The 24,812-nt window shown below is 71.1% G+C and carries 23 protein-coding genes; 11 read left to right on the top strand and 12 right to left on the bottom strand.

The window, feature by feature from the left end; genetic code table 11:
* Positions 1–57: 57 nt before the first annotated feature.
* Together cspE and RGE_RS23285 are read right to left on the bottom strand one after the other, a co-directional pair.
* Complete coding sequence (cspE, locus tag RGE_RS14290; protein WP_014429134.1) at positions 58–270, bottom strand: transcription antiterminator/RNA stability regulator CspE; 213 nt, start codon at positions 268–270, stop codon at positions 58–60.
* 175 nt (positions 271–445) lie between these two features.
* Entirely contained in the window at positions 446–3,577 is a 3,132-nt protein-coding gene (locus RGE_RS23285; RefSeq protein ID WP_014429133.1) for a PAS domain S-box protein, read from the bottom strand.
* Positions 3,578–3,758: 181 nt separating this feature from the next.
* On the opposite strand from RGE_RS23285, the gene RGE_RS14280 reads away from it, so the two are divergent.
* Positions 3,759–4,238 (top strand): VOC family protein, encoded by a 480-nt coding sequence (locus RGE_RS14280; protein ID WP_043785452.1) that lies wholly within the window; start codon positions 3,759–3,761, stop codon positions 4,236–4,238.
* A 4-nt stretch (positions 4,239–4,242) separates the two neighbouring features.
* Here RGE_RS14280 and RGE_RS14275 read toward each other — a convergent pair whose 3' ends face one another.
* Positions 4,243–4,896 carry a PEP-CTERM sorting domain-containing protein gene (locus RGE_RS14275; RefSeq protein WP_014429131.1) on the bottom strand — a complete coding sequence of 218 codons (654 nt, stop codon included), beginning with the start codon at positions 4,894–4,896 and terminating at the stop codon, positions 4,243–4,245.
* Between the two features lie 194 nt (positions 4,897–5,090).
* Here RGE_RS14275 and nikR point away from each other — a divergent pair, with 194 nt between their 5' ends.
* The 5 genes from nikR (at position 5,091) to RGE_RS14250 (ending at position 9,998) form a co-directional block, all read left to right on the top strand.
* Positions 5,091–5,579: a nickel-responsive transcriptional regulator NikR gene (gene nikR / locus RGE_RS14270; protein ID WP_014429130.1), complete on the top strand. Its 489-nt coding sequence runs from the start codon at positions 5,091–5,093 to the stop codon at positions 5,577–5,579.
* Between the two features lie 88 nt (positions 5,580–5,667).
* Positions 5,668–6,501 (top strand): HoxN/HupN/NixA family nickel/cobalt transporter, encoded by an 834-nt coding sequence (locus tag RGE_RS14265; RefSeq protein ID WP_014429129.1) that lies wholly within the window; start codon positions 5,668–5,670, stop codon positions 6,499–6,501.
* Positions 6,502–6,591: 90 nt separating this feature from the next.
* Positions 6,592–8,673, top strand: a complete 2,082-nt coding sequence (locus tag RGE_RS14260) for a TonB-dependent receptor (RefSeq protein WP_014429128.1) — start codon at positions 6,592–6,594, stop codon at positions 8,671–8,673.
* A 94-nt stretch (positions 8,674–8,767) separates the two neighbouring features.
* A complete protein-coding gene (locus RGE_RS14255) occupies positions 8,768–9,067 on the top strand; it encodes a flagellar basal body protein (protein ID WP_014429127.1) in 300 nt (99 codons plus the stop codon).
* Between the two features lie 142 nt (positions 9,068–9,209).
* Positions 9,210–9,998: a MetQ/NlpA family ABC transporter substrate-binding protein gene (locus RGE_RS14250; protein ID WP_014429126.1), complete on the top strand. Its 789-nt coding sequence runs from the start codon at positions 9,210–9,212 to the stop codon at positions 9,996–9,998.
* 57 nt (positions 9,999–10,055) lie between these two features.
* On the opposite strand, the gene RGE_RS14245 is transcribed toward RGE_RS14250, so the two are convergent.
* On the bottom strand, positions 10,056–10,748 hold the full coding sequence (locus RGE_RS14245) for a glutathione binding-like protein (RefSeq protein ID WP_014429125.1): 693 nt from the start codon (positions 10,746–10,748) through the stop codon (positions 10,056–10,058).
* A 52-nt stretch (positions 10,749–10,800) separates the two neighbouring features.
* On the opposite strand from RGE_RS14245, the gene RGE_RS14240 reads away from it, so the two are divergent.
* The gene (locus tag RGE_RS14240) at positions 10,801–11,499 is read left to right on the top strand and encodes a hypothetical protein (RefSeq protein ID WP_014429124.1); all 699 of its coding nucleotides are present in this window, start codon (positions 10,801–10,803) and stop codon (positions 11,497–11,499) included.
* Here RGE_RS14240 and RGE_RS14235 read toward each other — a convergent pair.
* The 3 genes from RGE_RS14235 to RGE_RS14225 form a co-directional block, all read right to left on the bottom strand.
* A complete protein-coding gene (locus RGE_RS14235) occupies positions 11,490–12,716 on the bottom strand; it encodes an acyl-CoA dehydrogenase family protein (RefSeq protein WP_014429123.1) in 1,227 nt (408 codons plus the stop codon). The two genes, RGE_RS14240 and RGE_RS14235, sit on opposite strands and share 10 nt — an antisense overlap.
* 17 nt (positions 12,717–12,733) lie before the next feature.
* Complete coding sequence (locus RGE_RS14230; protein ID WP_052311005.1) at positions 12,734–13,783, bottom strand: phosphotransferase; 1,050 nt, start codon at positions 13,781–13,783, stop codon at positions 12,734–12,736.
* Positions 13,784–13,857: 74 nt separating this feature from the next.
* Complete coding sequence (locus RGE_RS14225; RefSeq protein ID WP_014429121.1) at positions 13,858–14,562, bottom strand: Crp/Fnr family transcriptional regulator; 705 nt, start codon at positions 14,560–14,562, stop codon at positions 13,858–13,860.
* Between the two features lie 414 nt (positions 14,563–14,976).
* Here RGE_RS14225 and RGE_RS14220 point away from each other — a divergent pair, with 414 nt between their 5' ends.
* Complete coding sequence (locus RGE_RS14220; RefSeq protein ID WP_043784124.1) at positions 14,977–16,782, top strand: hypothetical protein; 1,806 nt, start codon at positions 14,977–14,979, stop codon at positions 16,780–16,782.
* Positions 16,783–16,789: 7 nt separating this feature from the next.
* Here RGE_RS14220 and RGE_RS14215 read toward each other — a convergent pair whose 3' ends face one another.
* From RGE_RS14215 to lptF, 5 genes are read right to left on the bottom strand one after another with little or no spacing between them, the layout of a single operon-like run.
* Positions 16,790–17,950: a pyridoxal phosphate-dependent aminotransferase gene (locus tag RGE_RS14215; protein WP_014429119.1), complete on the bottom strand. Its 1,161-nt coding sequence runs from the start codon at positions 17,948–17,950 to the stop codon at positions 16,790–16,792.
* Positions 17,950–18,894, bottom strand: coding sequence for a CysB family HTH-type transcriptional regulator (locus tag RGE_RS14210; protein ID WP_014429118.1), 945 nt, complete (start codon positions 18,892–18,894; stop codon positions 17,950–17,952). Before RGE_RS14210 ends, RGE_RS14215 begins: the two co-directional genes overlap by 1 nt.
* Before the next feature lie 16 nt (positions 18,895–18,910).
* Positions 18,911–19,282, bottom strand: a complete 372-nt coding sequence (locus tag RGE_RS14205) for a sirohydrochlorin chelatase (RefSeq protein WP_014429117.1) — start codon at positions 19,280–19,282, stop codon at positions 18,911–18,913.
* On the bottom strand, positions 19,279–20,397 hold the full coding sequence (gene lptG / locus RGE_RS14200; protein WP_014429116.1) for an LPS export ABC transporter permease LptG: 1,119 nt from the start codon (positions 20,395–20,397) through the stop codon (positions 19,279–19,281). Before lptG ends, RGE_RS14205 begins: the two co-directional genes overlap by 4 nt.
* Positions 20,394–21,488, bottom strand: coding sequence for an LPS export ABC transporter permease LptF (gene lptF, locus RGE_RS14195; RefSeq protein WP_014429115.1), 1,095 nt, complete (start codon positions 21,486–21,488; stop codon positions 20,394–20,396). Before lptF ends, lptG begins: the two co-directional genes overlap by 4 nt.
* Positions 21,489–21,515: 27 nt before the next feature.
* On the opposite strand from lptF, the gene RGE_RS14190 reads away from it, so the two are divergent.
* From RGE_RS14190 to RGE_RS14180, 3 genes are all read left to right on the top strand, one after another.
* Positions 21,516–22,982, top strand: a complete 1,467-nt coding sequence (locus tag RGE_RS14190) for a leucyl aminopeptidase (protein ID WP_014429114.1) — start codon at positions 21,516–21,518, stop codon at positions 22,980–22,982.
* A gap of 14 nt (positions 22,983–22,996) precedes the next feature.
* Entirely contained in the window at positions 22,997–23,431 is a 435-nt protein-coding gene (locus RGE_RS14185; RefSeq protein WP_014429113.1) for a DNA polymerase III subunit chi, read from the top strand.
* A 173-nt stretch (positions 23,432–23,604) separates the two neighbouring features.
* A complete protein-coding gene (locus RGE_RS14180) occupies positions 23,605–24,747 on the top strand; it encodes a branched-chain amino acid ABC transporter substrate-binding protein (protein ID WP_014429112.1) in 1,143 nt (380 codons plus the stop codon).
* The last annotated feature ends 65 nt before the right edge of the window (positions 24,748–24,812 follow it).

Raw genomic sequence — 24,812 nt, 5'->3', positions numbered from 1 at the left:
CTTCGGTCGTCAGGACGGCGAGGGCAGAGCCCCGCGTCCTGTGGTGCAGCCGGGCTCTCAGCCCAGCGTGCGGATGTTGGAGGCCTGCGGGCCCTTCTGGCCTTGGGTCACCTCGAACTCGACGCGCTGGTTCTCGGTCAGCGTCTTGAAGCCGCTGCCCTTGATTTCCTTGAAGTGCGCGAAGAGGTCCTTGCCGCCGTCATCGGGGGCGATGAAGCCGAAGCCCTTGCCTTCGTTGAACCACTTCACGGTGCCGGTTTGAGTCGTCATGTCGAATACCTTTCGAAGTTGCCGGGCGCAAGATCGCACCCAGCGGAGAAACGCCAAGAAAATCTTCAAGAGGGGATTCGACGCGACGGCCGGTAGAGCACCGGGGCGTGAAGAAAGACCAATGAGCGGACGCTCTTGTGCATGTCTGCAGGCCCATCGTACACGATCGGCGCCTTCAGTGCCGCGGCCGCGACAGCCAGCGCGCCACCGTGGCGAACAACTCCTCGGGCACGACCGGCTTGGCGAGGAAGTCGTCCATGCCGGCGGCCAGGCAGGCGGCGCGGTCCTCGTCGAAGGCGTTGGCCGTCATCGCGACGATCGGCAGCGACGCGTGCTCGCCCGAGGCACGGATCGCGCGCGTCGCGGCGATGCCGTCCATCACCGGCATCTGCAGGTCCATCAACACCAGGCCGTAGTCCGCGCCGCGCGCGGCGACGCAGGCCACCGCCTCGGCGCCGTTGGCGGCGACCTCGACTTGCAGGCCGACTTCTTCCAGCAGGCTGCGCGCGACGTCGACGTTGATGTCGTTGTCCTCGGCCAGCAGCACACGCCGGCCGCGGTGGCGGGCCAGCAGTTCGGCTTCGGCGTCCTCCGCTGTCGCGGCGGCCTCGCTGCCGGCGGCCGGGGCGCGCGGCAGCCGGGCGGTGAACCAGAACAGGCTGCCCTGGCCGGGCTGGCTGGCTGCGCCGGTGTCGCCGCCCATCAGCCGCGCCAGCCGGCGCGTGATCGCCAGCCCGAGGCCGGTGCCGTGCGCCTGGTGCGCGCCGGCGGCGTCGCCCTGCTCGAACTCGGCAAACAGCTTGCGCATCGTGCCGGCCTTGATGCCGATGCCGGTGTCGCGCACCTCGAAGCGCACGAGCACGCCGCGTTCGTCCTCGCCGTCGGTGCGCACGCGCAGCGTGACGCTGCCGCGTTCGGTGAACTTGACCGCGTTGTAGACGTAGTTCAGCAGGCACTCCTCGAGCCGCGTCGCGTCGCCCAGCACCGCCGGCAGCGGCGGCTGGAGTTCGAGCAGCAGCTGCAGCCCCTTGGCGCGTGCCTCGCCTTCGAGCATCGCCAGCGCGTTGGCGGCCACCGCCTCCAACCGCAGCGGCGCCGTGCACAGCGTCAGCTTGCCGGCGTCGATCTTCGCGATGTCCAGCACGTGGTTGATGATGGACTTCAGGTGCTCGCTGGCGGCCACCAGCTTGGCCAGCTGGGCGCGCTGGACGGCCTCCAGCGGCCCCCGGCCGACGAGGTGCGCCATGCCGACGATGCCGTTGAGCGGCGTGCGGATCTCGTGGCTCATGTTGGCCAGGAAGCTGCTCTTGGCGCGCATCGCCTCCTCGGCGTCGTCGCGCGCGCGCTGCAGCTCGCTGACGTCGAACAGCCAGGCCAGCACCGCGGGCTGGTTCTCGTAGACGATGGGCATGTACGAGCTCAGCGCCCAGACGTGCGGCGTCTCGGGCTGCCCGGGCCGGTGCAGTTCGACCAGCCGGTTGAGCACCGCCTCGCCGGCGGCGACCTGCGCGCCGATCTCGTCGAACACCGCCGGGTCGCAGTAGTGCGCGCGGATGTCGATGCGGTCGGCCTGCGCACGCGGGCGGTCCAGCAGCGCGTAGAACGCGTCGTTGGCGAAGAGCACCGCCCGGTCCCTGGCGCGCGCGATGCGCACCGCCACCGGCGCCGCGCTCAGCACCTGCCGCAGCACGCGCTGCTGCTCGCGCAGCTGCGAGTAGTCGACGAGCACCGAGCGCGACAGCACCGGGCGGCCGTCGTCGCCACGCACCGCGGTGGCCGACAGCAGCACCGGCAGCCGCCGCCCGTCGCGCCGCACGAGTTCGAGCTCGAGCGACTCGATGCGGCCCTGGGCGAAGAAACGCGGCATCGTCTCGTGCACGGTCCGCACCGATTCCGGCGTCATGAACTCGGTGATGTGCCGGCCCACGACGTCCTCGCGCCGGTAGCCCAGCCAGGCGAGTTCGGTGTCGTTGATCTTGCGGACCGTGCCCTCGGGCGTGATCGAGTGGTAGCCGCAGGGCGCGTGGTGGTAGAGGTCGTCGAGTTCGGCGGCCTGGCGGCGCAGCTGCTCGTTGGCCTCGTGCAGCGCCGTGACGTCGGTGGCGAGCACGAAGAAGCCGACGACTCGGCCGTCGCAGACGTCGGGGATGTACTGCACCCAGACGTGCATCGCGCGGCCGTCGCTCGGCCGGCGGATCGAACGCTCGAAGCGCTGCGGCGTGCCGGCCAGCGCGGCGGCGGCGGACGCCTGGTTGGCCGCGAAGAGTTCGTCGCCGAGCAGCTCGCGCATCGTCGTGCCGCGGATGCGCTCGGTGCTCAGGCCGAAGTGCTCGCGGTAGGCGCGGTTGGCGAAGCCGTTGTGCAGCGCCGTGTCCCAGTAGCCTACCAGCGCCGGCAGCGCGTCACTCATCGTCTGCAGGAACCGCGTCTGCTCCTCCAGGCACTGGGTGCGCTGCGCGACGAGGTCGGCGAGATGGTCGCGGTGGGCTTCCAGCTCCGCGGCGGCCCGGCGGCGCTCGGTGATGTCGAGGTTGATGCCCAGCACGCGCATCAGCCGGCCTTCGTCGTCGATGACCGGCCGCCCGGCCGAGTACAGCCAGCGCCAGCCGTCGCGCCCGTGGCGCATGCGGTACTCGACGTTGAAGCTCTCGCCGCGCCAGACCTGGGCCCAGCCGGCGTCGATGAGCGCCAGGTCGTCGGGATGGATGCGCGCGCGCCAGTCCTCGTAGCTCAGGTTCGGCTCGTCGTCGGGCAGGCCGCACAGGCGCAGCGACTCGGGCGACCAGTAGACGCTGCCGCTGGCGAGGTCGAAGTCCCAGATGCCGATGTGCCCGGCGTCCTGGGCGAGCTGGAAGCGCTGCTCGGCGATGCGGCGCTGCGCCTGCGCCTCGCGCATCGCCGTGATGTCGCGCTGCACCGTCACCCACAGCGTGCCGCGCTGCGGGTCGCGCCACGAGGTGACGCTGGCGTGGGTCCAGAACCGGCTGCCGTCGCGGCGCCGGTTCAGCAGCTCGCCGGTCCAGGCGCCGGAGGCCTCCAGCGTGTGCACGATCTCCTGCGCCAGCAGCTCGCCGCTGCGCTGGCCGTCGGCGTTGAGCACCGCCGCGTCCTGGCCCAGCAGTTCGTCCGGCGCGTAGCCGAACATCTCGTCGAAGGCGCGGTTGGTGTAGACGATGCGGCGCCGGCCGTCGATGACGTTGACGCCGTCGGAGATGCTGGCCAGCAGCGTCGTGGCCAGCGACGGGATGTCGTCGGCCAGCGGGCCGGCGGCGGGGTCGTCCGCTTCGGTGACGGGGTGGCGGGCCATCGATCGTGCTGCGCTCGAGTCTGGCGTGAGGCGCGTCGAGCGACACCGGTGTATGCCCGTACTGGATGCCAAGCCGGCGCCGGCTGCATTGATGGCGGTCACGCGGCGGGCTCGGGCGGCAGCGGAACGGCGATTGCCGCCGCGCGGCCTTTCGCAATGCTCGCAAGCCCGGGAGATGCGCATGGCTGCAAGGAACACGGTCTGCCTCTGGTACGACGGTGCCGCGCTGGAGGCGGCGAACTTCTATGCGGAGACCTTTGCCGACAGCGCCGTCGGCGCCGTGCTGCACGCACCGGGGGACTACCCGGCGGGCCGCGCGGGCGACGTCCTGCTGGTCGAGTTCACGGTCCTGGGCATCCCCTGCGTCGGGCTGAACGGCGGCCCCGGCGTGCGCCACAACGAGGCCTTCTCGTTCCAGGTGACGACCGAGGACCAGGCCGAGACCGACCGGCTCTGGGACGCCATCGTCGGCCACGGCGGCCAGGCCAGCCAGTGCGGCTGGTGCCGCGACCGCTGGGGCATCTCGTGGCAGATCACGCCGCGCGTGCTGCTGGAGACCATCGCCGGTGCCGACCGCGAAGCCGCCCGGCGCGCCTTCGAGGCGATGATGTCGATGGAGCGCATCGACGTCGCCGCGATCGAGGCGGCGCGCCGGGGCTGAAGCCTCAGCCCCGCGGCACGGCGCCGCGGCGCAGCGCGCCGCCGCCCAGCAGCACCAGCCCGGCCAGCATCATCGCCATCGAGCCGGGCTCGGGCACGATGCCGATCGTCGTCGTGAAGTTGGCGTTGTCGGGCGCGAAATCGGAGATCGCGGCGAAGCCGCTGAAGCTGGCGTCACGCGGCCACAGGTTCCAGGTGTAGTCGCGCTTGGCGAAGCCGGTGGACTCCAGCAGCGCGCCCGGCACGAGGGCGGTGATCGTCGCGCCGCTCACCGTCACCGAGCCGTCGGCCAGGGCACCGACGCCGGCGACGCTGCCGCTGCCGTCGGGGCGCAGCAGCACGACGCGGTCGAAGCGCACGCCGTCGATGCCCTGGGCCGCGAATCCGGCGGTGCCGGCGCCGCGGTTGACGCCCCAGACGTAGAGCGCCGAGGCGGTCAGGCCGACGTCGCCGGAGAAGGTGCTGGTCAGCTTGAAGAGGTCGGCGCCCGGGTCGTAGAGCACGGTCGCCGAGATCACGTCGAGATCGGTGCTGGCGGCGCTGCCGGCGAAGGTCGACAGGAAGTCGCCCGGCCGGTCGGTGATGCCGTCGAGCGCCAGGGCCATGGCCGGAGCCGTGGCGGCGAGCAGGGCGGCGGCGAGTCGCGAGCTGCGGTTCATGTCGTCTCCTTCAAGGTTGGAGCACCGAGCCTAGGCAGCGCCCGGGGGCCCGGGCACCACGCGATTCGGGCCCCGCGGCGGCAACCGCCGGTAAGCGCGATCTCGGATGTGCGGCGCTCGTGAGCCGCTGCGAACGAGGTCAGCAGCGGTTCGCTCCTCGCCCTGGCGCCTGCCAAGGCGCTAGAGTCCCGGCGATGAAGCGCTTGACGATGTCGCTCGACGACGAACTGGCCGAGGCCTTCGAGGCGCTGGTGCGCTCGCGCGGCTACGAGAACCGGTCCGAGGCCTTTCGCGACCTGCTGCGCCAGGACCTGAGCCAGGTGCGGCTGCGCGAGCAGCCCGGCCAGCCCTGCGTCGCCACGCTCAGCTACGTCTACAACCACCACCAGCGCCAGCTGGCGATGCGCCTCACCGACCTGCAGCACGAGCACCACGAGCTGACGGTGGCGACGACCCACGCCCACCTCGACCACGACCACTGCATCGAGACCGTGATCCTGCGCGGCCGCACCGACGCGGTGCGCGCCTTCGCCGAGTCGGTGATCGCCCAGCCCGGCGTCAGCCACGGCAAGCTGCACCTCGTGCCGATGACGGCGCACAGCGCGCACGGCCACGACCATCTCGAGCCGGCGACGGCGCCGCCGGCGTCGCGCCGGGCCCGCCGCACCCCACGCGCCGGTTGAACGGCCGTGCGGCCGCTCGCCGACGGGCGAACGGGCACGGAACTTGTATGAGAATCGAACAAATCTTCATACAAGTCCGCCGTCTCCGATGCACGACCTGCCCGCCGACTGGAGCGCCCTGTGCGCCGTGGTGTTCCTGCTCGGCATGCGCCACGGGCTGGACGCCGACCACCTGGCGGCCATCGACGGCCTGACGCGCATCGGCTCGCGCAGCGGCCGGGCGCATGCACGCTGGTGCGGCGCGCTGTTCTCGCTCGGCCACGGCCTCGTCGTGATGGCCATCGCGCTGGCCGTCGGCGCGCTCGGCAGCCGCTGGGTGCCGCCGGGCTGGTTCGAGGCGCTGGGCGGCCTGATCTCGATCGCCTTCCTGACGCTGGTCGGCATCGTCAACCTGCGCGCCGTCTGGGCGGCGCCGGCCGACGCGCCGGTGGCGCTGGTCGGCGTGCGCGGGCGGCTGGTCGAACGCCTGCTCGGCGGCCGCGGCGGCGCCGCCGGGCCGCTGTCGGTGATGGGTGTCGGCATGCTGTTCGCGCTGTCCTTCGACACGCTGAGCCAGTCGGCGCTGTTCGCCGTGACGGCGATGCACTACGGCGGCGTCGCCAACGCCGCGCTGCTGGGCGCGCTGTTCGTGCTCGGCATGCTGCTGGCCGACGGCGCCAACGGCTGGTGGATCTCGCGGCTGATCGGCCGCACCGACCGCCTGGCCGTCGTCGCCTCGCGCACGATGACGCTGGCCGTGGCCGGCGTCAGCCTGCTCGTCGCGTCGCTGGGCGTGGCGCGTTTCGCCTCGTCCTGGGTCGACGGCTGGCTCGAAGGCAAGGAGCTGTTCGTCGGCCTGGCGGTCATCACCGCCATCGCGCTCGCCTATCTGGCCGCCTGCGCCGGCGCCGCGCGCCTGCGTCCCGCCCCCGCACTGCGCTGAGCGGCGCACCTTCGCTTCCTGAGCCCACCCGCATCCGCGGGTATGAAGAACCCAACAAGTTTCATACGCATGACACCGGCCCGACCCAGCATGCCGCGCATGAACTCCGCGCTGCGCCACACCCCGATCGCCCTGGCCGTGCTGCTGTCCGGCGCCGCCGTCGCCCAGACCCAGACCGATGCCAGCGCCGAGCCCACCGGCGGCGCCGCGGAGCGCATCGAAATCACCGGCCGCCATTACGACAACGCCGTCGGCACGTCCGACGCCGCCTCGCAAGGCACGATCCGCGCCGAACTGCTGCAGAGCCGGCCGGCGCTGCGCCCGGGCGAGGTGCTGGAGTTCGTGCCCGGCGTCATCGTCACCCAGCACTCGGGCGACGGGAAGGCCAACCAGTACTTCCTGCGCGGCTTCAACCTCGACCACGGCACCGACTTCGCGACCAGCGTCGCCGGCATGCCGGTCAACATGCCCTCGCACGGCCACGGCCAGGGTTATTCGGACCTCAACTTCCTGATCCCCGAACTCGTCGACCGCATCGAGTACCGCAAAGGCCCGTACTTCGCGCGCAACGGCGACTTCTCGGCCGCGGGCTCGGCCGACATCGTCTACCGCCAGACGCTGGACGAACCCTTCGCGGCGCTGACGCTGGGCGAGCGCGACTACCAGCGCCTGGTCGGTGGCGGCTCCACGGTGCTGGGCGAAGACCTGCGCCTGCTCGGCGCCGTGGAGCTGATGCACAACGACGGCCCCTGGACCGTGCCCGAGCATCTGCGCAAGAGCAACGCGGTGCTGACGCTGTCGGCCGGCACCCGCGCCGCCGGCTGGAGCACCAGCCTGATGGCCTACGACGCGCGCTGGGATGCCACCGACCAGATCCCCGAGCGCCTGATCAAGGGCGGCAGCCTCGACGGCAAGCCTTTCGGCCGTTTCGACTCGCTGGACCCGAGCGACGGCGGCAGCACCCACCGCACGAGCCTGTCGGGCGAATGGCACTGGCGCGGCGACGGCGCGTCCACCGAGCTCTCGGCCTACGCGATCGACTACGGCCTGAAGCTCTATTCCAACTTCACCTATGCGCTGGAGCGCCCGCAGCAGGGCGACCAGTTCTCGCAGCAGGACGATCGCAGCATCTATGGCGTCGCCGTGCGCCACGCCTTCGACCACATGCTGGCCGGCCTGCCGGCGAAGACCGAGTTCGGCGCCCAGCTGCGCCACGACCGCATCCGCGTCGGCCTGTTCGAGACCGAGGCCCGGCGCATCACCGGCACGACACGCGAGGACCGCGTGCGCGAGACGATGGCCGGGGTCTACGGCCAGACGACGCTGGAATGGACGCCCTGGCTGCGCAGCGTCGTCGGCCTGCGTGCCGACCGCGTGCATTTCGACGTCGACGGCTTGAGCGACGACGCCAACTCGGGTTCGGCCAAGGACCACCTGGTGTCGCCCAAGCTGTCGCTGATCCTCGGCCCCTGGGCGAAGACCGAGTTCTTCGTCAACGCCGGGCGCGGCTTCCACAGCAACGACGCGCGCGGCGCGACGGCCGCCGTCGACCCGGCGCCCGGGCTGGTGGCCGCACGCGGCTACGAACTCGGCGCGCGCACCGAGTGGATCCCGGGGCTGCAGAGCTCGCTGGCGCTGTGGACGCTGGACTTCGACTCCGAGCTCGTCTACGTCGGCGACGCCGGCGCCACCGAGGCCAACCGCCCGAGCAAGCGCCGCGGCGTCGAGTGGAACAACCGCTGGGCGCCGCGGCCCTGGCTGCTGGTCGACGCCGACCTGGCCTGGACGCACGCCCGTTTCTCCGACGACGACCCGGCTGGCGACCGCATCCCGAACGCGGTCGACAAGGTGGCCTCGCTGGCCGTCACGGCGCGCGAACTCGGGCCCTGGTCGGCCAGCCTGCAGTGGCGCTACCTGGGCAGCGGCGCGCTGGTGGAAGACAACAGTGTGCGCTCGGCGGCATCGCTGACGACCAACCTGCGCATCGGCCGCAAGCTGGGCGCCAGGACCGAGCTGACGCTGGACGTCTTCAATCTCTTCGACCGCAAGGTCAACGACATCGAGTACTGGTACGAGTCGCAGCTGCCGGGCGAGAGCGCGCCGGTGGCCGACAAGCACGTGCACCCGGCCGAGCCGCGCACGCTGCGCGTGACGCTGCGCACGGCGTTCTGAGCCGGGCTGGCGTGAACAGCGTCGCGTTCGGCGCTCCCGCGCCGGGGGCGATCCGGGCGATGATCGCGGCGCCGTTCCTCGCCGCGCCGACCCCGTGACACCCGCCGCCTCCGCCAGCCTCTCCGGCCTGAACGCCGCCCAGACCCGTCTGGACGTCGCGGGGCACAACGTCGCCAACCTGCAGACCGAAGGCTTTCGCCGCCAGGTCGCGCAGGCTGCCACGGCCCAGCCCGCCGGCGTCACGGTCTCGATCGCGCAAATGCCCGAGGCGGGCAACGCGCTGGAAGCCGACACCGTCGGCATGATCGAGGCGCAGCACGCTTTCGGCGCCAACCTGATGGCCTTCCGCGCGCAGGACGCGATGACCGCCAGCCTGCTCGACCTCGAGGTTTGAGCGGCGGCCTCCCGCGTCATGCGGGAAGCGAGTTTTCAAACAGCCAAACGTCCGTTCACCGGATAAGCGGCGCTGGGTAGCCTGGACGCATGCCGTGGTCGCCGACCGCGGTGTCCGTTCAACCGCTTCCCAAGGAAAAGAAATGTCGTTCAAACACGCGCTGTCGGCGCTGGTCGTCGCCGTGCTGCCGTTTGCCGCCCAGGCCGACGAGGTGCTGAAGATCGCCGCCTCGCCGGTGCCGCACGCCGAGATCCTCGAATTCGTGAAGCCCGTGCTGAAAAAGCAGGGCGTGGACCTGCAGGTCAAGGTCTTCACCGACTACGTGCAGCCCAACCTGGCCGTCGAGGAGAAGCAGCTCGACGCCAACTACTTCCAGCACAAGCCGTATCTCGACAGCTTCAACAAGGACCGCAAGACGCACATCGTGCCGGTGGCCGACGGCAAGGTGCACGTCGAGCCCTTCGGCGCCTACTCGAAGAAGATCAGGAAGATCGCCGAGCTGCGCGACGGCGCCACGGTGGCGATCCCCAACGACCCGTCGAACTCGGGCCGCGCGCTGGTGCTGCTGCAGAAGCAGGGCCTGATCCAGCTGAAGGACCCGTCCAACATCCTGGCCACCGCCAAGGACGTGACGGCCAACCCGAAGAAGCTGGTGTTCCGCGAGCTCGAGGCGGCGCAGCTGCCGCGCGCGCTGGACGACGTCGACCTCGCGCTGATCAACACCAACTACGCGCTCGAAGCCAAGCTGGTGCCGACGAAGGACGCGCTGTTCATCGAAGGCGCCGATTCGCCGTACGCCAACTTCGTCGCCGCACGGCCGGACAACGCCAACGCTCCGGCGATCAAGAAGCTCGTCGCCGCGCTGCACTCGCCCGAGGTGAAGAAGTTCATCCAGGACAAGTACAAGGGCGCCGTGGTGCCGGCGTTCTGATGTCCTGACGCCGCAAGCCGGCTGCGACGGCCGCCCCGCGGGGCGGCCGTCGTCGTATCAGCGCTGCCGGTACTGCGTCGCGCCGAACAGCATCTCGCGCGACTTGTCGTCGGTGATCGGCTTGCGCCGGTCGGCCAGCACCTCGCAGCCGCGCTGCACCGCCGGGCGGGCGCCGATCTCGTCGAACCAGCCCTTGAGGTGCGGGTAGTCGTTCCAGTCGATTCCCTGGTTCTTCCAGCTGCGCAGCCAGGGGAAGATCGCGATGTCGGCGATCGTGTACTCGTCGCCGGCGATGTAGCGCGTCTTGGCCAGCTTGCGGTTCATCACGCCGTACAGGCGTTTGGCCTCGTTGGTGTAGCGATCGACGGCGTAGGCGATCTTCTCCGGCGCGTAGATGCGGAAGTGGTGCGCCTGGCCGAGCATCGGGCCGACGCCGCCCATCTGGAACATCAGCCACTCCAGCGTCTCGTACTTGCCGCGCACGCTGGCGGGCAGGAAGCGCCCCGTCTTGCCCGCCAGGTACAGCAGGATCGCGCCCGACTCGAACAGCGAGATCGGCTGGCCGTCGGGCCCGTCGGGGTCGACGATCGCCGGGATCTTGTTGTTCGGGCTGATCGCCAGGAACTCCGGCGCGAACTGCTCGCCGGCGCCGATGTCCACCGCGTGCACGCGGTAGGGCAGGCCGCACTCCTCCAGCATCACGTGCACCTTGTGCCCGTTGGGTGTGGCCCACGAATACACTTCGATCATCCCGTCCCCCGTCGCGGCCGGACCGTCGGCCGCCTCGTGCGGACTCTAAGACATGCTGGAAGGCCTGAAACGTCTGTTCACCTCGCGCTCGTCGTCCGGATCCCGCCGCTGGGACGCCGTGTCGACCTGGGCGGAGACGCGCCAGTGGGCCTTCCGCGGCGTGCGTGACCACGACGGTTTCGTCGTCGAAGGGCGTTTCCGCGGCAAGCGGCCCTGGCGGCTGGAGTGGGGCCCGTCGCAGCGGCCGTACATCGTCGGCGCCGAACTGCGCCTGCGCTCCGAATGCGGCCTGCCGCCCGACCTGCAGGCGCTGGTGATGGGCCGCGAGCTGCAGCAGCGGCTGGAGAAGCAGGTCTTCGACCAGTACGTCGAAGGCGTGCAGACGCGCATCGACGACCAGACGCCGCCCGAGATGCGCTGGCTGGTGATGTTCCCGCGCCTGACCGGGCTCGAGCTCGGCGATCTGCGCGAGCACTACGTCGCGATGGCCAGCGCCAAGCCCTGGCTGATGCAGTGGCTGGCCGGCCCGCTGGGCGAGCGCCTGGCCGCCGCGCCCGGCGGCGACACGCCCTTCGTGCTGATGGCCGCGCGCGGCCGGCTGACGCTGCGCGTGGCCCAGTCCGATCCCGACAACGCCGCGCTCGAAGCCTGGCTGGCGCTGTTCGAGGTCGCGGTGCACGAGGCTCAGCGCGCCGGCGTCGAGATCTTCGGCGCCGAGGCGATGGTCGCGCCGCGGCCGCCTCAGCCCTGACGCGGCGCCCAGCGCCCGAGTTCGATCTTCGCGATGGCGTTGCGGTGCACCTCGTCGGGCCCGTCGGCGAAACGCAGCGTGCGTGCGTTGGCCCAGGCGTAGGCCAGCGGGAAGTCGTCGCAGACCCCGGCGCCGCCGTGGGCCTGGATCGCCCAGTCGATCACCTGGCCGGCCATCGTCGGCGCGACGACCTTGATCATCGCGATCTCGGCCTTGGCCGCCTTGTTGCCGACGGTGTCCATCATCCACGCCGCCTTCAGCGTCAGCAGCCGCGCCTGCTCGATGCGGCAGCGCGCCTCGGCGATGCGCTCCTGGGTGACGGTCTGCTGCGCGATCGTGCGGCCGAAGGCGCTGCGCGCCAGCGCCCGCCGGCACATCAGCTCCAGCGCCCGTTCGGCCAGGCCGATCAGGCGCATGCAGTGGTGGATGCGGCCCGGGCCCAGCCGCCCTTGGGCGATCTCGAAGCCGCGGCCTTCGCCGAGCAGCAGGTTGGCCGCCGGCACGCGCACGTCGACGAAGTCGACCTCCATGTGGCCGTGCGGCGCGTCGTCGTAGCCGAAGACGCCCAGCGGCCGCAGCACCGTGACGCCCGGCGCGTCCATCGGCACCAGGATCATCGACTGCTGGGCGTGTTTCGCCGCCTGCGGGTCGGTCTTGCCCATGAAGATCAGGACCTTGCAGCGCGGGTCGCCGGCGCCGCTGGTCCACCACTTGCGGCCGTTGACGACGTAGTCGTCGCCGTCGCGTTCGATGCGCGCTTCGATGTTGGTCGCGTCCGACGAGGCGACGGCCGGCTCGGTCATCGCGAAGCCGCTGCGGATCTCGCCGCGCAGCAGCGGTTCCAGCCACTGGCGCTTCTGCTCGGGCGTGCCGTAGCGCACCAGCACTTCCATGTTGCCGGTGTCCGGCGCCGAGCAGTTGAAGACCTCGCTGGCCCAGGGCACGCGGCCCATGATCTCGGCCAGCGGCGCGTACTCGGAGTTCGTCAGCCCGGCGCCGTACTCGCTCTCGGGCAGGAACAGGTTCCACAGGCCCGCGGCCTGGGCTGCGGGCTTCAGGCGCTCGATCGTCTGCAGCGGCGTCCAGCGCCGGCCGGCCTCGGTGTTGGCGCGGATCTCGGCCGCGAACTCGGCTTCGGCCGGCTCCACGTGTTCGGCCATGAAGGCTGAGAGCCGGCTGCGCAGCGCCTGGGTGCGTTCGGAATAGGCGAAGTCCATCGTCGGCTCCTGCGGTCTCAGGCTTGCGAGGCGAAGCGCCAGGCCAGTTCGGCCAGCGGCCGCGTCGCCGCGCCGGTGGCCTTGGCCTGCGCGCTCGACGCCGTGCCGTCGACGACCCGCTTGGCGATGCCCTGCGTGATCGAGGCCAGCCGGAACAGGTTGTAGGCGAGGTAGAAGTTCCAGTCGGCCATCAGCGCCTCGGCGTCGCTGCGGCCGGTGCGTTCGCAGTAGCGGCGCAGGTAATCGGCTTCGGACGGGATGCCCAGCGCCGCCAGATCCAGCCCGCCCAGCCCGCGGAACATCCCGGGCGGGATGTGCCAGGCCATGCAGTGGTAGCTGAAGTCGGCCAGCGGGTGGCCCAGCGTCGACAGCTCCCAGTCGAGCACCGCGACGACGCGCGGCGCGTCGGGCGCGAAGACCAGGTTGTCGAGGCGGAAGTCGCCGTGCACGACGGCGACCTGGCGCTCGTCGCGGGCGCCGGCGGGCAGGTGCTGCGGCAGCCAGTCGATCAGCCGGTCCATCTCGGCGATCGGCTCGGTGACCGAGGCCTGGTACTGCTTGCTCCAGCGCGCGATCTGGCGCTCGAAGTAGTTGCCCGGGCGGCCGTAGTCGGCCAGGCCCAGCGCCGCCACGTCGACGGTGTGCAGCGCGGCGATGACGCGGTTGGCCTCGTCGTGGATCGCGGCGCGTTCGGCCGGGCTCATGCCGGGCAGCGCCGGGTCCCAGAGCACGCGCCCGGCGACGAAGTCCATCAGATAGAAGGCGCGGCCGATGACGGCCTCGTCCTCGCACAGCGCGACCATGCGCGGCACCGGCACCGCGGTGGCGGCCAGCGCCTGCATCACGCGGTACTCGCGTTCGATCGCGTGCGCCGACGGCAGCAGCTTCGCGGCCGGCCCGGGCTTGGTGCGCATCACCCAGGCGCCGCCGGGCGTGACGAGCTTGTAGGTCGGGTTGGACTGCCCGCCCTTGAACTGCTCGACCGAGAGCGGGCCCTGGAAGCCCGGCAGTTCATGCGCCAGCCAGCGCTCGAGCGCGGCGACGTCGAAGGCATGGCTGGCCGCCATCGGGCGGGTGCCGGTGTACGAATCCACGATCTGTCTCCTCGGTCTTCATCGTCTTCGTCGCCGGCACCGGACCTTCAGCGTTCGGCGATCTCCATCAGCTTCTCGCGCGCCAGCACGACCAGGCGCGTCGGCTCGACGCGAATCGCGCCTTCGCGTTCGAAACCCTTCAGCTCCTGGTTGACGCGCTGGCGCGAGGCGCCCAGCAGCTGCGCCAGGTCTTCCTGCGCCAGCTGCAGGCCGATGCGCAGCTCGCCGCCTTCCTCGACGCCGTAGCTGCGCGCCAGCAGCAGCAGCTGGCGCGCCAGGCGGGCCTGCAGCGGGCGCGTGTTGACGTCCTCGAAGTGGTCGAACATCAGCCGCAGGCGGCGGCAGTTCAGGCGCAGCAGCGCCTCGTAGAGCTCGACGTGGCGTGCCAGCAGCTCGCGGAAGTCGGGCTTGCGCACGACGAGCAGCGTCGTCTCGCCGTGGGTGTCGGCGTCGTGGGTGCGCGGCAGGCCGTCAAACAGCGCGATGTCGCCGAACCAGACGCCGGGCTCCGCGTAGGTCAGCGTCACCTGCTTGCCGCCCAGCGAGATCGTGCTGATGCGTACCGCGCCGCGTGCGACGCCGCACCACTCCTCGGCGCGTGCGCCGCGGGCGACCAGCGGCGCCCCGTCGGGCAGGCGGCGCACGTGAGAACGTTCGAGGATGTCATCGCGCAGGGCAGGGGAGAGCTTGGCGAACCATGCGCCGTTCTCGATGTTCTGGCGCTCTTCGAGTGTAAGAACCGGGGTCGTCATGTCTTGTCTCGGCGGCGACAAAGCGGTCGCCCCGGCGATTCTTGCGCGCCGGGGCCATGCCGACGGTTGGGCAAGCCGCGTTCGACCTGCGCTTGCGGGAGATGACGGTGGGGGCGGGGGCGTCGTGCGGGAGTCACGCACGAGTCCGGTTCGTGACTTCGGTGCGCCGGTAGGCGAGCACGAACGCGGGCCGGAGGGCCGCGGGAGCCGGGCCTGGGCTAGGATGCGGGCGACTGCGCCACAGCCTCCGGCTGCGGCGACTTCGAACGCTCTTCGTCCATCGGCAGATCCGCCGGTGCGCTTGACCTCGAAGTTGTAACCCTTCGTGATAGAGTGCCCCGCGCCGTGCCGAAGACGATTCCAAGAATGCTACAGAAGCGGCCACCGTCAACGATCTGGATCGCCATCGCCCTGTTGTCCGCGGCCCAGAGCGCCTCCGCCCTGGGCTGGGCGCGTGCCGATCAGGCGGCGGTTCTGGGCCGCCCGCTCTCCTTCTCCGCGACGCTGCGCCTGGACCCGGGCGACCAGATCTCGCCGGAGTGCGTGCGTGCCGAGGTCATGTCCGGCGACCGCGTGCTGCCGGCCTCGCTGGTGCACGTGCATGCCGATGTCGGCGCCGAAGCGCTGGCGATGCGGGTCGCCACCGAACCGACGATCGACGAACCGGTGGTCACCGTGACGCTGGCCATCGGCTGTCCCACGCGGCTGTCGCGGCGCTTCGTGCTCTTCGCCGATCCGGCGCCGGTGGCCGCGCCGACGATGGCCGCCGCGGTGCCGCAGTCGCGCCCGGTGGACCTGCCGTCGCCGGCGGCCGCCCCGGCGACGCCGACGTCTGCCGCGGCCGCGCCGGCGCCGGCGCGCGCCGAACCGCGCCGTCGTGCTGTTGCAGCCGAGACCGCAGCGCCGCGCCCGCGGCCCGCCGCCCCGGCGCGCAGCACCGTCGCCACGCCCCGACTGAAGCTCGACCCGGTCGAGAGCCTGCCCCTGCGCGCCCAGGCCACGGCCGAGGCCGCCAGCGCGGTGCAGGACGCGATCGCCGCCGTCTCCCGTGCGGCCAGCGCGGCCGAGGCCGCGGCTTCGTCGGCATCGGCCGCCGAGGCGCGGGTCGCGACGCTGGAGCAGACCGTCAAACAGCTGCGTGCCGACGCCGAGCAGAGCCGCCAGCTCGTGAGCGAACTGCGCCGGCAGCTTGCCGACGCACGTGAAGACCGCTGGCGCCTACCGCTGATGCTGGCCGTCGCCGCGCTGCTGGCGCTGGCCGGCGGCCTGTGGTGGCGCTTGCGTGCCCTGCAGCAGGAGCGCCAGCGCGCCTGGCAGCGCGCCGCGACCGCCGAGGCGCCGCCGCGCCCGCCGATGCCGACCTCGCAGCTGCCGCTGATGACCAGCGAGATCCCGATGCCGCCGCCGGCACCGCTGGTGCCGCCGCCGCGGCCGCCGGTCGAGCCCGCGACGTCGGGCCCCGAGGTCCACGAGATCCACAGCGAACGCACGCAGATCCTGCCCACCGGCTCGCGTGCCGACGAAGGCGCGCCGCGCGACGTCACGATCGAGGAGCTGCTCGACCTGGAGCAGCAGGCCGAGTTCTTCATCGTGCTCGGCCAGGACGACGCGGCCATCGACCTGCTCGTCGAGCACCTGCGCGACACCGGCGGCGGCAGCCCGCTGCCCTACCTGAAGCTGCTGGAGATCTACCGCCGCCGCGGCGAGCGCGAGGCCTACGAGCGCACGCGCGAGCGCTTCAACCGCCGCTTCAACGCCTACGCGCCGGAGTGGGAAGCCGACCTGCAGCACGGCCGCTCGCTGGACGACTACCCCGGCGTGCTGCCGCGACTGCAGCAGGTCTGGGGCCGGCCGCTGGACGCGATGGCCGAGCTGGAGGCGCTGCTGTTCCGCAAGTCGCGTGGCGAGCTGTTCGACCTGCCGGCCTACCGCGAGGTGCTGTTCCTGTACTCGCTGGCGCGCGACCTGCTGGACCGCGAGGCCGTCGAGAGCGGCACCGTCGACCTGCTGCTGCCGCTGACCGAGGAAGCCGAGTTCGGCATGACCTCGCCGCACCCGTACCTGACGCTGGAGCGCGATTCGGTCTTCGACCCAGGCATCGCCGAGCCGCCGTCGGTGGCGGCGATCGACCTCGACCTGAGCGAACTCGAGACCGAGTCCGATCCGGGCCCGCCGACGGCACCCGACGGCGGTCTGAACCTGATCCCGCCGCGCGGCTGAGCGTCCTTCAGAGTCTGGCCAGGCGCTCCAGCGCGCGCTCGAGCGTCTCGTCGCGCTTGGCGAAACACAGCCGCGCGAAACGCTGCTCGAAGCCGCCGTCGTAGAAGGCCGAGATCGGGATCGCGGCGACGCCGATCTCGCGCGTCAGCCACTGGCAGAACTCGGCTTCGGGCAGGTCCGAGACCGCCGAGTAGTCGACGCTCTGGAAGTAGCTGCCTTCGCAGGGCAGCAGCTTCAGCCGGCTCGCGGCCAGCCCGGCGCGGAACAGGTCGCGCTTGCGCTGGTAGAAGGCCGCCAGGCCGAGGTAGGGCGCGGGGTCGGCGAGGTAACGCGCCAGCGCGTGCTGCATCGGCGTGTTGACCGTGAAGACGTTGAACTGGTGCACCTTGCGGAACTCGGCCGTCAGCGCCGCCGGCGCCGCCACCGTGCCGACCTTCCAGCCGGTGACGTGAAACGTCTTGCCGAAGCTGGAGACGACGAAGGCGCGCGCGGCCAGTTCGGGGATAGCCGAGGCGCTGACGTGCTCGGCGCCGTCGAACACCATGTGCTCGTAGACCTCGTCGGCGATCAGCAGCACGTCGGTGGGCGCGAGGATCTCGGCCAGGCGCTGCATCTCGGCGCGGGTCCAGACGACCGCCGCCGGGTTGTGCGGCGTGTTGACGATGATCGCGCGGGTGCGCGGCCCGATGGCCGCGGCGATGCGCTCGAAGTCGGGGCGGAAGCTGCCCGGGGTCAGCGGCACGCGCACGACGCGGCCGCCGGCGAGTTCGATGTTCGGCGCGTAGCTGTCGTAGCAGGGCTCGAGCACGATGACCTCGTCGCCCGGGTGCACGCAGGCCAGCACCGCGGTGAGGATGGCCTGGGTCGCGCCGGCGGTGACGGTGATCTCGCGCTCGGGGTCGTAGCTGCGGCCGTACAGCGCCGCGATCTTGGCCGCCACCGCCTGGCGCAGTGCCGGCACGCCGGCCATCGGCGGGTACTGGTTCAGACCCTCGCGCATCGCGTCGTTGACGCGGTCGAGCAGGGCCGGGTCGCAGTCGAAGTCGGGGAAGCCCTGGCCGAGGTTGACGGCGCCGCACTCGGCGGCCAGGGCCGACATCACGGTGAAGATCGTCGTGCCGACCTTCGGCAGCCGGCTGGGCAGCGACGGGGTGCGGGGTTCGTTCATCAGAGGTTGTAGTCGGAGCCTTCGCCGGCCATCGCGCGCTGCACCAGCGACGCCGACAGGCGATCGGACAGCTGTTCGGCGAAGGCGTAGACGAAGTGGCGCAGATAGGCGCCGCGCTTGAAGGCGACGCGCGTGACGTTGCTGCCGAAGAGCTGGCCCACCGGGCGCGCGACCAGGCCCGAGTCGGGCGGGTCGTCGCGCACCGCGGTCTCGGCGACGATGCCCACGCCCATCCCCAGGCGCACGTAGGTCTTGATGACGTCCGAGTCGATCGCCTCGAGCGCCAGCACCGGCTTCAGCCGGGCGCGAGCGAAGGCCTGGTCGATGCGCGTGCGGCCGGAGACGGTGGCGTGGTAGAGCACCAGCGGCTCGGCGGCCAGCTGTTCCAGCGTGATGCGTTCCACCGTCGCCAGCGGATGCTCGGGCGGCACCACCATCACGTGCTGCCATTCGTAGCAGGGCAGGGTGACGAGATCCTCGTAATGCGCCAGCGCCTCGGTGGCCAGGCCGACCTCGGCGACGTCGTCGAGCAGCATGCGTGCGACCTGCTCGGGCATGCCCTGGTGCAGCACGACCTGCACCTTCGGGAAACGCTTGCGCAGCTGGGCGATCGGCCCGGGCAGGAAGTAGCGCGCCTGGGTGTGCGTCGTCGCGATCGACAGCGTGCCCGCGTCCTGCTTGGAGAACTGCTCGCCGATGCGCTTCAGGTTGGCGACCTCGCGCATGATGATCTCGATCGACTTCAGCACCTCCTGCCCCGGTTCGGTGACGCGGCGCAGGCGTTTGCCGTGGCGGGCGAAGATGTCGACGCCGAGCTCCTCCTCGAGCTCGAGGATCGCCTTGCTGATCCCGGGCTGCGAGGTGAACAGCGCCTTGGCGGTCTCGGTGAGGTTCAGGTTGCGGCGCACCGCCTCCTGGACGAATCGGAACTGGTGCAGGTTCATCCGGGCCTCGTGGGGGTCAGGTGCCGAGCGCACGCACGGCGGCGGCGGCCATCGCGGCCACGACCTCGGGCGCCGCGCCGACGGCCGGCTGCAGCACGAAGCGCGTGCCCGGGTGGCGTGCGGCCAGCTGGTCCAGCAGCCCCGGCACGTCGCGGCGCACGTGGCCGCCGGCGCCCAGGAACAGCGGCACGACGGCGATCTCGGTGCAGCCGGCGGCGGCCAGCTCGTCGCCGGCGCTGGCCAGGTCGGGCGTCATGAACTCCAGGAAGGCCAGGCGCACGGCGACGCCCGGCCGCGCGGCGCGCACCTGGGCGGCGACGGCCTCGAAAGGCTCGGCCCAGCGCGGGTCGCGCGCGCCGTGGGCGAAGAGGATCAGGCCGTGACTCATCGGTAGCGCACCAGCCAGGCGAAGGCGCCCAGCGACATCAGCAGGAACAGCAGGCTGGGTGTGGCCGCGGCGATCCACGGTGTCCAGTTGCGCAGCAGGCCGACGTGGCCGGCGAGGTTGTTGAGCAGCACGAAGCTGATGCCCAGCATGATGCCGCCGAAGACCTTCAGGCTGACGCTGCCGGCGCGCGCGTGCAGGTAGGCGAAGGGCAGGGCCAGCGCCATCATCACCAGGCAGGCCAGCGGGTACAGCGCCTTCTTCCAGAACAGGATCTCGTAGCTCTGCGTCGCCTGCGCCTGGTCGGACAGGTGGGCGCTGTAGCGCCACAGCTCGGCGGTGGTCATCGAGTCCTGCGGCAGCACCGCGGCGGCGACGACGTCCGGCGTCAGCGTGCTCGTCCACAGCAGCTTGGGCACGTGCTGCTCGTCGATGCGGGCGTCGGGCAAGCGCTTGGCGGCGTCGGGCCAGCGCACGACCTCGGCGTCGACCAGCGTCCAGGTGCCGTCGGAGGCGACGGTGCCGGTGGCCGCGCTGATGCGCACCGACAGCCGGCCGTCGGCGTCGAACTCGAAGATGCGGATGCCGCGCAAATGGCCGTTGCGCGTCGTGCCGGCGAGGTTGACCGAGAAGCTGTGCTCGCCTTCGGGCGTCATGCGCTTCTCCTTCAGCCAGGCGCCGGTGCGCCCGCCGACGCGCATGCCGCCGGCGGCCAGCGTCTTCACCGCCACGGCCTTGCGTTCGGCCACCGGCACGACGTAGTCGCCGACGACGAAGGTCACCGCGGCGAAGATCACGCCCAGCACGGCCAGCAGCGACAGCGCGCGTCCCGGGCCCAGGCCGCCGGTGCGCAGGATCGTGAACTCCGAGGACTGTGCCAGCCGCGCCAGCGAGTAGATCGTGCCGATCAGCACCGCGATCGGCATCAGCTCGTAGAAGTGCCCGGGCAGCTCGAGCAGCGCCGAGATCACGGCGACGCTGGTCGTGCGCCCGGCGCGGCCGACGCCGTCCATCTTCTCGACCAGATCGATGAAGAAGAACAGCGACAGGAAGGCCAGCGCGACGAAGACGACCGAGGCGACGATGTCGCGGTAGAGCAGGCGGCGGACGGTCTTCATGCACGCGCTCCCCGGCGGCGGCCCCAGGACACGACGGCGGCATGGTCGCGCCACCACAGCAGCGCCAGCGCGACGGCGAAGGCCGTGCCGTGCACCGCCACCAGCGCCGCGCCCATGCTCAGGCGGCCGCTGGCCACCCAGGCCTGCGACAGGTTGATCAGGTTGAAGTAGACGACGAAGCCCATCAGCGCCAGCAGCAGGTTCCAGTTGCTGGCCCGGCGCGGGTTGGCCGCCGCCAGGCCGATGCCCAGCAGCAGCATGTTGCCGGCGCCGGTCAGCAGGCCGAAACGCCAGGCTAGTTCGCCCTGGTTGGCCTGCGACGGGTCTTCCAGCAGGTCCAGCGTGTTCATCGCCTTGGGCGGCTGGCGCGTGGCGTCGCGCGCCTGCTTCTCATCGGCGAGCACGCGGTAGGTCTCGAAGCTGGAGAGCGCCTTCTCGCCGGTCTTCAGGTCGACGTCGTTGCGCTGGCCGCGTTCGAGCACCAGGAAGCGGTCGTCGCCCTGGGTCTCCAGGTGGCCGCTGCGCGCCGAGGTGACGATCTCGTTCTCGCCGGTCTGGGCGACGATGAAGACGTTGCGCGCGTCGCCGCCTTCGCGCGTGTCGCGCTCGATGAAGAACACGCGGCTGCCGTCGCTGGAGGTCTGGAAGACGCCGGGCGTCACGCGCGACAGGTCCGAGCGCTGCTCGTAGCGCTGGCGCAGCTCCAGGCTGTTGCGGTTGCCCCAGGGCCAGACGAAGAGCAGCAGCGCGGCGATGACCAGCAGCACCGGCCAGCTGGTGCGCAGCACCGGGCGCACGAAGCGCGCCAGGCCGACGCCGCTGGCGAACCAGATCACCATCTCGCTGTCGCGGTACATCCGGCCCAGCGTGATGACGATGGCGACGAACAGCGACAGCGTCAGCATCGTCGGCAGATGCCCGAGCGCGACGTAGCCCAGCAGCAGCACGACGTCCTGCGGCGCGACCACGCCGCTGGCCGCCTGGCCGATCGTGCGGATCAGGAACATCGTCAGCACGATGGTCAGGATCACGACGAGCGTGGCGCCGAAGGTCCGCGCGAGTTCGCGGCGCACTGTTGAATCGAATAACATCTTCGGCTCTTCTGAATGGGGGTAATTATGGACTTCAAGACGCAGGTGGCGGGCACGGCAGGCTGGGGCGCCACGAGCGCCGATGCACTGTTGGTCGTGCTGGCTGGCGCGTCGCTGCCGCCGGGGCTGCCCAAGGCCGTCGCGGCGGTGCTGGAGAGCGCTGTCGAGGCCGGTGACTTTGTCTTCAAGCCGGGCCATGTGTTCTATGCCCACCGCGTGCAGGGTCTGAAGGCCGCACGCCTGGCCGTCGTCGCCGCCGGCGAGACCGCCAGCGCCAAGGCGCTGCGCAAGGCCGTGGCCGCGGGCGTCGCCGCGCTGAAGAACGGTGGCACGAAGGACCTGGCGATCGCCGCGGTCGGCTTCGAGGCGCTGGACGCCACGCACGGCGAAGCCGTCGTCGCCGCCGTCGCCGAGACGCTGTACCTCTACCGCGCGACCAAGCCGAGCGCGCCGGCGGCGGCCAAGCTGGCGTCGGTGACGCTGGTCTGCGCCAAGGCCGAGGCCGAAGCGGTCGACGAAGGCCTGCGCATCGGCCGTGCCGTCGCCGCTGGCGTCGAGCTGGCGCGCGAGTGCGCCAACCGCCCGGGCAACCACTGCACGCCGACCTACCTGGCGCAGACCGCCAAGTCGCTGGGCAAGGAGCACGGCCTGAAGGTCGAGGTGCTCGAGCGCAAGGACGTCGAGAAGCTGGGCATGGGCGCCTTCCTCGCCGTCGCCCAGGGCTCCGACGAGCCGCTGAAGTTCATCGTCGCGCGCTGGCAGGGCGCGGCCAAGACCGAGGCGCCGGTGGTGCTGGTCGGCAAGGGCATCACCTTCGACTCCGGCGGCATCTCGCTGAAGCCGGGCGCCGAGATGGACGAGATGAAGTTCGACATGGGCGGCGCCGCCAGCGTGCTGGGCACGATGCGCGCCGTCGCCGAACTGGGCCTGAAGCTCAACGTCGTGGCCGTCGTGCCGGCCTGCGAGAACCTGCCCAGCGGCCGCGCGGTGAAGCCGGGCGATGTCGTCACGAGCCTGTCGGGCCAGACGATCGAGATCCTCAACACCGACGCCGAGGGCCGGCTGATCCTGTGCGACGCGCTGACCTACGCCGAGCGCTTCAAGCCGGCGGCCATCGTCGACATCGCGACGCTGACCGGCGCCTGCGTCATCGCGCTGGGCCACCACCGCTCGGGCCTCTTCAGCCCGGACGACGCGCTGGCCGCCGAGCTGCTGGCCGCCGGCGAGGCCGCGGCCGACCCGGCCTGGCGCCTGCCGCTGGACGAGGAGTACGACGAAGGCCTGAAGAGCAACTTCGCCGACATGGGCAACGTCGGCCCGCGCGCCGGCGGCTCGATCACGGCGGCGATGTTCCTCAAGCGCTTCACCGCCAAGCAGCGCTGGGCGCATCTGGACATCGCCGGCACGGCCTGGAAGTCCGGCGCCGCCAAGGGCGCCACCGGCCGTCCGGTGCCGCTCTTGACGCACTTCCTGCTGCAGCGCGCCGGGCGCTGACCCGGCACGGGGCCGTGTCCGAGGTCGTTTTCCACACCGGCATCGCCGAGCCCCTGGGCTTCGCGTGCCGGATGCTGCGCAAGGCCTACCGGCAGGGCGCGCGCGTGGTCGTCACCGCGCCCGCGTCAACGCTCGTGGCGCTGGACCGCGCGCTGTGGACCTTCGACGAACGCGACTTCGTGCCCCACTTGCGCGTGAGCGCGGCCAACGCCGGGACGGCGCAGGCCGCGCGCACGCCCATCTGGCTCGTCGACGGCGAGCCCCCGGCCGATGCGCCGGACATCCTCCTGAACCTCGGTGGCGAAGTGCCGGCATCGGCCGCACGTTTTTCGCGCGTCATCGAGATCGTCGGCGATACGCCGGACGAAGCCGGTGCAGCGCGGGAGCGTTGGCGCACCTGGAAAGCGCATGGAATGGTGCCAACGCACCATTCGGCGGCGAAGAACTAGGCATTTACCCTGTCTCCACAGGGCACGGCTGTTGCGTTGTGGCGGGACCGAAACGCCGCTTGTCGTCCGCGGGCTGTCACGTAGTCGGCGACAGGCGCTTTTCGAGTATTGTTGAAAGCGCTTACATCCTTACTGTCGATTCATTCGACAACCTTCACCGGAGGCTCTCCAGTATGCAATTCAAGCTCAATGTGGTCGTCGGCGCGGCCGCCATCCTGATGACCGGCGCGGTGTACGCCCAGGACGTGGTCGTCAAGATCGGCCACGTCGGCCCGACCAGCGGTGGCATCGCGCACCTGGGCAAGGACAACGAGAACGGCGCCCGCATGGCCATCGACGAGCTCAACGCCAAGGGCGTGACGATCGGCGGCAAGAAGGTCAAGTGGGAACTGCTGGCCGAAGACGATGCGGCCGATCCGAAGCAGGGCACCGCCGCGGCGCAGAAGCTCGTCGACAGCAAGGTCAACGGCGTCATCGGCCACCTGAACTCGGGCACGACGATTCCGGCCTCGAAGATCTATTCGGACGCCGGCATTCCGCAAATCAGCCCGTCGGCCACCAACCCCAAGTACACGCGTAACGGCTACAAGACCGCGTTCCGCGTCGTCGCCGACGACGTTCACCTGGGCGGCACGCTCGGCAAGTACGCCGTGACCACGCTCAAGGGCAAGAACATCGCCGTCATCGACGACCGCACCGCCTACGGCCAGGGCGTCGCCGAAGAGTTCGCCAAGGGCGTCAAGGCTGCCGGCGGCAACGTCGTCGGCCGCGAGTTCACGAACGACAAGGCGACCGACTTCACCGCCATCCTGACCGGCCTGAAGTCCAAGAAGCCCGACGTGATCTTCTTCGGCGGCATGGACGCCGTGGCCGGCCCGATGCTGCGCCAGATGAAGCAGCTGGGCATCGACGCCAAGTTCATGGGCGGCGACGGCATCTGCTCGAGCGAGCTGCCGAAGCTGGCCGCCGGCACGATGGCCGACAGCCAGGTCTACTGCGCCGAAGCCGGTGGCGTGGACGGCCCGGGCAAGGTCAAGCTCGAGCAGTTCAAGACCGCGTTCAAGAAGAAGTTCAACGCCGACGTCCAGATCTACGCCCCGTACGTCTACGACGCCACGATGGTGATGGCCGACGCGATGGTCAAGGCCGGCTCGGCCGACCCGGCCAAGTACCTGCCGGTGCTGGCCAAGACCACCGGCTACGAAGGCGTGACCGGCACGATCTCCTTCGACGAGAAGGGCGACATCAAGAACGGCGCCCTGACGCTCTACACCTACAAGGGTGGCGCGCGCCAGCAGATCGCCGTCGTGCGCTGAGTCTTGCTCGCACGAACACGAAGGGCGCCCTCGGGCGCCCTTTTTCATGGCCGCGGCGGCGGCCT

Origin of the sequence: Rubrivivax gelatinosus IL144 (genome assembly GCF_000284255.1) — a bacterium.
In the GTDB taxonomy this organism is placed as follows: Bacteria; Pseudomonadota; Gammaproteobacteria; order Burkholderiales; family Burkholderiaceae_C; genus Rubrivivax; species Rubrivivax gelatinosus_A.
The sequence above is the reverse complement of the archived record's forward strand: the minus strand, read 5'-3'. Positions and strand labels throughout refer to the sequence as shown.

What these genes read in the sequence shown, in the direction of transcription:
- cspE (WP_014429134.1), bottom strand. Translation starts at nt 270, where the DNA reads ATGACGACTCAAACCGGCACCGTGAAGTGGTTCAACGAAGGCAAGGGC.
- RGE_RS23285 (WP_014429133.1), bottom strand. Translation starts at nt 3,577, where the DNA reads ATGGCCCGCCACCCCGTCACCGAAGCGGACGACCCCGCCGCCGGCCCG.
- RGE_RS14280 (WP_043785452.1), top strand. Translation starts at nt 3,759, where the DNA reads ATGGCTGCAAGGAACACGGTCTGCCTCTGGTACGACGGTGCCGCGCTG.
- RGE_RS14275 (WP_014429131.1), bottom strand. Translation starts at nt 4,896, where the DNA reads ATGAACCGCAGCTCGCGACTCGCCGCCGCCCTGCTCGCCGCCACGGCT.
- nikR (WP_014429130.1), top strand. Translation starts at nt 5,091, where the DNA reads ATGAAGCGCTTGACGATGTCGCTCGACGACGAACTGGCCGAGGCCTTC.
- RGE_RS14265 (WP_014429129.1), top strand. Translation starts at nt 5,668, where the DNA reads ATGCACGACCTGCCCGCCGACTGGAGCGCCCTGTGCGCCGTGGTGTTC.
- RGE_RS14260 (WP_014429128.1), top strand. Translation starts at nt 6,592, where the DNA reads ATGCCGCGCATGAACTCCGCGCTGCGCCACACCCCGATCGCCCTGGCC.
- RGE_RS14250 (WP_014429126.1), top strand. Translation starts at nt 9,210, where the DNA reads ATGTCGTTCAAACACGCGCTGTCGGCGCTGGTCGTCGCCGTGCTGCCG.
- RGE_RS14245 (WP_014429125.1), bottom strand. Translation starts at nt 10,748, where the DNA reads ATGATCGAAGTGTATTCGTGGGCCACACCCAACGGGCACAAGGTGCAC.
- RGE_RS14240 (WP_014429124.1), top strand. Translation starts at nt 10,801, where the DNA reads ATGCTGGAAGGCCTGAAACGTCTGTTCACCTCGCGCTCGTCGTCCGGA.
- RGE_RS14235 (WP_014429123.1), bottom strand. Translation starts at nt 12,716, where the DNA reads ATGGACTTCGCCTATTCCGAACGCACCCAGGCGCTGCGCAGCCGGCTC.
- RGE_RS14230 (WP_052311005.1), bottom strand. Translation starts at nt 13,783, where the DNA reads ATGGCGGCCAGCCATGCCTTCGACGTCGCCGCGCTCGAGCGCTGGCTG.
- RGE_RS14225 (WP_014429121.1), bottom strand. Translation starts at nt 14,562, where the DNA reads ATGACGACCCCGGTTCTTACACTCGAAGAGCGCCAGAACATCGAGAAC.
- RGE_RS14215 (WP_014429119.1), bottom strand. Translation starts at nt 17,950, where the DNA reads ATGAACGAACCCCGCACCCCGTCGCTGCCCAGCCGGCTGCCGAAGGTC.
- RGE_RS14210 (WP_014429118.1), bottom strand. Translation starts at nt 18,894, where the DNA reads ATGAACCTGCACCAGTTCCGATTCGTCCAGGAGGCGGTGCGCCGCAAC.
- RGE_RS14205 (WP_014429117.1), bottom strand. Translation starts at nt 19,282, where the DNA reads ATGAGTCACGGCCTGATCCTCTTCGCCCACGGCGCGCGCGACCCGCGC.
- lptG (WP_014429116.1), bottom strand. Translation starts at nt 20,397, where the DNA reads ATGAAGACCGTCCGCCGCCTGCTCTACCGCGACATCGTCGCCTCGGTC.
- lptF (WP_014429115.1), bottom strand. Translation starts at nt 21,488, where the DNA reads ATGTTATTCGATTCAACAGTGCGCCGCGAACTCGCGCGGACCTTCGGC.
- RGE_RS14190 (WP_014429114.1), top strand. Translation starts at nt 21,516, where the DNA reads ATGGACTTCAAGACGCAGGTGGCGGGCACGGCAGGCTGGGGCGCCACG.
- RGE_RS14180 (WP_014429112.1), top strand. Translation starts at nt 23,605, where the DNA reads ATGCAATTCAAGCTCAATGTGGTCGTCGGCGCGGCCGCCATCCTGATG.